This window comes from Fretibacterium sp., assembly GCF_057312375.1.
On sequence record NZ_DBHLDX010000094.1, the window covers coordinates 1 to 5,446 of the forward strand.

The 5,446-nt window shown below is 65.6% G+C and carries 3 protein-coding genes; all 3 read left to right on the forward strand.

The genetic code is table 11. The annotated features are described in order from the left end of the window. Positions 1 to 3,588: hypothetical protein (locus ACO41U_RS09815; RefSeq protein ID WP_485943581.1), on the forward strand; the 3,588-nt coding region annotated here is incomplete at its 5' end. Positions 3,589 to 3,713: 125 nt separating this feature from the next. Continuing rightward, the gene (locus ACO41U_RS09820; RefSeq protein ID WP_485943583.1) at positions 3,714 to 3,941 is read left to right on the forward strand and encodes a thioredoxin family protein; all 228 of its coding nucleotides are present in this window, start codon (positions 3,714 to 3,716) and stop codon (positions 3,939 to 3,941) included. Between the two features lie 52 nt (positions 3,942 to 3,993). Then, positions 3,994 to 5,445, forward strand: coding sequence for a DUF1254 domain-containing protein (locus ACO41U_RS09825; protein WP_485943585.1), 1,452 nt, complete (start codon positions 3,994 to 3,996; stop codon positions 5,443 to 5,445). Position 5,446: the final 1 nt, after the last annotated feature.

Genomic DNA, 5,446 nt, shown 5'->3' on the forward strand with positions numbered 1-5,446 from the left:
ATCGTGAAGGAATCGTTCTTGAAGTTCATGAAGGCGAACGACGGCAAGTTCCGGTTTTATCCCACCCGGGGCGACGACAAGGGAAGTCCGTCCGAGAAAGCTCAGGTCGATCTCGGGGACGACGGCGGGTACACCAACACCGGCCTTCACCCGGTCGTCGGCAAAAAACGGGCCGCGGACGGCTCCCTCGTCGTGATGTATCCGTCCTCCAACGAAAAGGGCGTCACCCTCCGCTTCGCGCAGGTGAAGCCGGACGAGAAGGACGGGCTCGCCGCGGCGAAAGGCTGGAGCACGACGATCGAGGCGTCCGGGTACCCCTACGTCACGGACTCGGCTGTCGGGCTCTTCCCCGACGGCGAGAGCGGCTCCGAGGCCTTCGTCGTCGCGTACTACACGGCGGGCGGGGACCCGTCGGGGAAGAAACGCCCCGGGTACGAGCAGACCTACACCGCCTGGCTGGCCTTCGTCGACCCCGTGGGGAAGCGCGTCGAGACCCGGCAGCTCGGGGCGATGAACGCCCATTACCCGTCGGTTCGCGTGGCGGCGGGAGACCTCGATCACGACGGCAAGGCCAACGAGTTCGCCCTCATCCGCACCGGCAGGGACAACAACTATTTTCTTCAGGTCTATCGCGCGTCGGGGGTCGTCGAGGCGTCCCCGATATACGAGACCGGCCTCGGCAGCCGGGACGGCAAGGGCGAGAAGGTCGACGGCTGCGACGTGGTGGCCGGGGACTTCAACGGCGACGGGAAGACGGAGCTTGCGGCGGTCTACGCCGACAAAGACGGCGACGACGCCTACCCGACCGTTCGGACGTACGGGTGGAACGGCTCCGGGTTCAGTGGTTCCGAGACGCGGCTGAACGATAAGGCTCAGCGGGTGGGCGGCACGTCGTGGACGCTGGTGTACGTCCCGCACTACGGGATGATCGCTTCTGCCGGCGACCTGGACGGCGACGGGAAGGACGAGATCGTCTTCCTGTCCGCGAAGTATGGGGGCAGCGGCGGAGAGCTCCAGGTCTCGGTGTGGGGAACGGACGGCGCTCTGAAGCCCGCGCGGAGATTCTGGCGCAAAACGGGACAGACCCTCGCCGGATATGGCGGGGTCGGCGGCGTGGACAGGGCGGAGTGCAGCTGCCTGCTCCGCAGCGCGTCGCTCGCGCTCGTGCCCCTGGGAGGAACGTCCGAGCGGGGGGCCCCGCTCCGAAAGGTGTTCTTCTCGCTCTCTCAGGGCGACGATACGGACAAACGGTCGAGCGATTACTTCACCGGCGACAGGGTGTGGTACCTGTCGCCCGAGATCTCGGGCGGCAGCCTCACGGGCCTTTCCTCGCCCGTTCTTCACGCGCAAGGCGGCGCGGGGCGCGCCGCGGTGCTCCTGCCCGGCGACTTCTACGGCGAGTCCATGGCCCTGGGCGAACCGACGCACCTGGTCTTTGAGGGCGAGCGCAGCTACGCCGCGGAGATTCAGACGCCCCCCTACCACGTGGACTACATCCAGGCCCCGTTCGAGGTCAACGGCGTCCGGCCGGAGAAGAAGTCCGTGATGAACCTGTCCTGGATGGGCTCGTCCGTCGCGTACTCGAAGAGCCAGACCGAGAGCAGCAAGGCCGACACGTCGTTCAGCGCGACCAGCGCGCTGGAGTGGGGGGTCAATGCGTCCGTCGGAGGGCGGTACAAGCTGATCGGAGCCAACGCCTCGGGCGGCTACAAGGACACGTCGGCAAGGGTCGAGAACGCGGCCAACAGCTCCCAGGCGACGGTCGCGACGACCATCACCAGCGTCACGGACGGATCGGACAACGTCGTCCTGTACAAGACCGACCGGCACGTGTGGCGCTACCCGGTCCTCGGCCCCGCGCCTCAGGCTCCGGACGCGCCGCTCGAGGAGGGGGAGAAGCTCAACGGGGATCGGTTCATGACCTTCTCGCTCTGCGACGCGCCGACGATCGTCCAGGGCGACGCCGGCCAGAGCTCGCAGTTCGACGACTACAACCCCATCCACGAGGAGGGCAACCTCTTCTCGTATCCGACGAAGGTCGAGAACACCCCGTATTACGGTGAACTGCAGCAGGTGCTGTCGAACAGGCTGAACTCGACCGTCGGCGGCAAGACGGTGCTGGACCTCGCGGTCTCTCAGGTGACGACCGACGTGTCCGGTCTCACCACCAAGTCGAAGAAGGCGGCGAACGGCTCGCTCAACGTCTCGCTCGGCGCGCCGAAAGTCTTCAGCGTCGGGGTCACGAGCACGGTCGGCTATTCCAACGAGCTGACGAACACCGAGACCTTCACCAAGACGTATCAGGAGTCCGAGAAGTTCACCGTGACCCTCAACAACGCGCAGCTCCCGTTCAACTCCAGTTACGTCAAGCACCTCATCGAGACCCAGCTCTACGCCGACGCCGCCGGCGTGATGAAGGTGGCCTTCGGGGTGGACCTGGCCGACAGCAACGCGCTGGTCTGGCGGAACACGCCGGGCAGCCTCTACGCGGACAAGCCCGACCCCGCGCTCGTCCTGCCGGCGCGCTACAACCGCCGCGTCCAGTTGTCCGAGAGCGGAACGACTCGGGTGGTCTGGTCCGCCAACGAGGACAGGCTCTCGGCGACGCAGGTGCGCGGAATCGGGTTCTGGGACGTCGTCCTCAAGAAGTGGGCGACGTCGGCCCTCGTCCGCGGCGGACAGTACGAGGTTCGGCTCCCGCTCTACAACGCCAGCTTCAAGGACGCCGGCGGCGTCGAGGTCGAGATGCGCCTTCGCGCTCAGGGCGGGGACGCGGACCTGCGGACGCTGGACCGGCAGATCGTTCGGCTTGGAGGCTGGACGCAGGGCGCGGAGGTCAACAAGGCGACCGCCTCGTTCACGTGGACCGTTCCGAACGACCTCGCCCCCGGCAACTACGACCTCTACTTCGCCGTGGACCCGGACAACAAGCTCGACGAGCTTCACGAGGAATGGAGCTATCCGGGGGAGCCGGGCGGCAACAACGTCGGCCGCTATCCGATCGCCGTGCTGGCCGAGGAGCCGAAGGCTGCCGCGGGCCTGGCGGTCGTGTCCGGCCAGGTGGTTCGTGCAGTCGCGACGGAGGGGGACTTCAGCATGACCTTCAAGCCCATCCGGTCGGACGACACGCGCACGCAGCTGACGCTTCAGGAGTTCCGCGCGGAGCTCCTGAAACAGACCGAGGACTTCCGCGCCCACGCCACCATTCGGTACAGCGGCTCCGAGACGCTGACGAACCTGAACATGACGGTGAGCCGGATCAAAAACGACGGCAGCCGGAGCCGCGTTGCGACGCGGACCATCCCGGCGATCTTCCCGAACACCGAGCGCAGCCTCTCGTTTATCGTGTCGCCGAGCAAGATGCGCGAGGGAACCCTGGCCGTCGACCTCGTCGGGGACAAGGGCGTGAGCCTCCACTGGCCCCGCGGGGACACGAACGATCCGAAGGATCCTCCCGCGCCCGGCGACAGTAAGAGCAGCGGCGGGTGCGACGCGGGTGTCAGTGGATTGGCCTTGGCTCTCCTTGGAGCGTTCCTGCTGAAAGCGAAAGGAACACATTCTTTAGAAACGAAAGGAAGGGTTCGGTAATGAGAACAGTGCTTGTGTCGATTTTCCTTTTTTTGGCTTTCATTTTTTGTCCCGTTCATGCCGAGGGAAAGGACTTGCCGACTCTGGTATCCCTGTCCGGGGCCGGTTGACCGGCCTGCAAACAGATGTCCAAGGTTTTGGATGCGATCAATGACCGGTATAAGGGCAGGCTGGCAGCGGAAGCGGTGGACGTGGACGAGTATCCCGAGCTCGTTAAGGAGTACAACGTGACCTACCTCCCCGCCCTCCTCTTTCTGGACGACAACGGCGATGTCGTTCGTCAGGAGGTTGGCTATCACAGCCTTGACGAGGTGCTGGAGATCTTCCGGGACATGGGGGTCGACATTGAATGACGCGGGGCCCCGGGTCTCGGCGTCCGTCGAAAGGGGAGAAAAGATCGTGTTCGTGAGTAAAGGGAGAGGAAAGAGCGGCGGGGGCGTTTTGCCCCTGGCCGCAGTCATAGCCCTGCTGCTGTTTCTCCTGGGGGGGTGCGGCGGTGGGGGCGACAGGCACGAGTCCGGCTCCGCGGCGACGCTCGACGACGCCTACGTCTACTGCTATCCGCTGGTCATGATGTCCGTGTCCCAGAGGGTGGCGACGAACGTCGTCGAGGCCACCTCCGCAAAGGTGCCCGTGAACCAGCTGCGTCACGCGCAGAGGTTGGCTGGGCCGGACTTCAAGGACGTCGTCACGCCGAACGTCGATACGCTCTACTCTCAAGCGTTCATCGACCTGAAGGGCGGCCCTCTGGTGTTCGTCAAGCCGGCCGCAGACCGCTACTGCTCGGCGCAGTTCCTGGACGCCTGGACGAACAGCGTGGGTATTGCCGGCACGGGGGGCAGGGAGGGCACGTCCGGAGAGCAGGTTTGCCTGTTGATGCGGTCGGACGACAAAACGATCGTTCCGGTGGGGATGACGCCCTTTCGCTTCTCCGGGAACCTCGGCTGGATCATCGGGCGCACCCTGTGCCGGGGCGGGGACGACCTGGAAAACGTCCGGACCCTTCAGAAGCGGATGAGGCTGCTGCCACTGGCCGACTATCTCCGGGGCGGAGACTATGTCCCCCCAAAGGGGACCCACGATCCCCGGTACGACGACGCGGTCCCCGTGGACTACGTTTTGAGGATGACGCCCGAGCAATTCTTCGGCGAGGCCAATGCCCTGATGCGGGACAATCCTCCGCTCCCCGGCGATGGGCCCCTCCTGGAGGAGCTTCGTGCGCTGGGGGTAGGGCCCGGTCTCCGGTTCGATCCCGCGGTGCTGGGAGCAAATGCGCAGGATCGGGACGCGGCGTGGCGGGCGATGATCAAGAGGGTCCAGGCGCGGGTCATCGCAAACAGCCAGAGGTTCCTCGTGCATTGGGGGCCATGGCAGTACCTCGGTGCGCCGATCGCCGAGTTCGGGACGGAGTACGACTACCGCGCGATGGTCGCCTGGCGGGGGCTGGGGGCCAACCCGGTATCGGCCGCCATATACGCCAGCGCGAACAAGGACTCGTCGGGACGGGCCCTGAAGGCGGGGACGCGCTATAAGGTGCGCTTCGAGAAGGGGGCGCTGCCGCCGGTTCGGGAGGGCGGGTTCTGGTCGGTAACGGCCTACGGCGACGACGACTTTTTGATTGCAAACCCGTTGAACCGCTACTGCATCAACGACCGCACTCCTGTCACCTATAACGCGGACGGCTCGCTGGAACTGCTGCTCCAGCCCGAGGCTCCAAAGGACGAGGATCCCCTCAAGGCCAACTGGCTGCCCACGGGGCAGGGCGGGTTCCACCTGTTCCTGCGCATCTACTGTCCGGACAGGACGAGGATCGATGGGGGATGGAAGGCCCCGAGCCTTACCCCAACGTCTGAATAGG

Excerpts from the sequence above, each read along its gene's own strand:
- ACO41U_RS09820 (WP_485943583.1), top strand. The coding sequence starts at position 3,714 with ATGTCCAAGGTTTTGGATGCGATCAATGACCGGTATAAGGGCAGGCTG.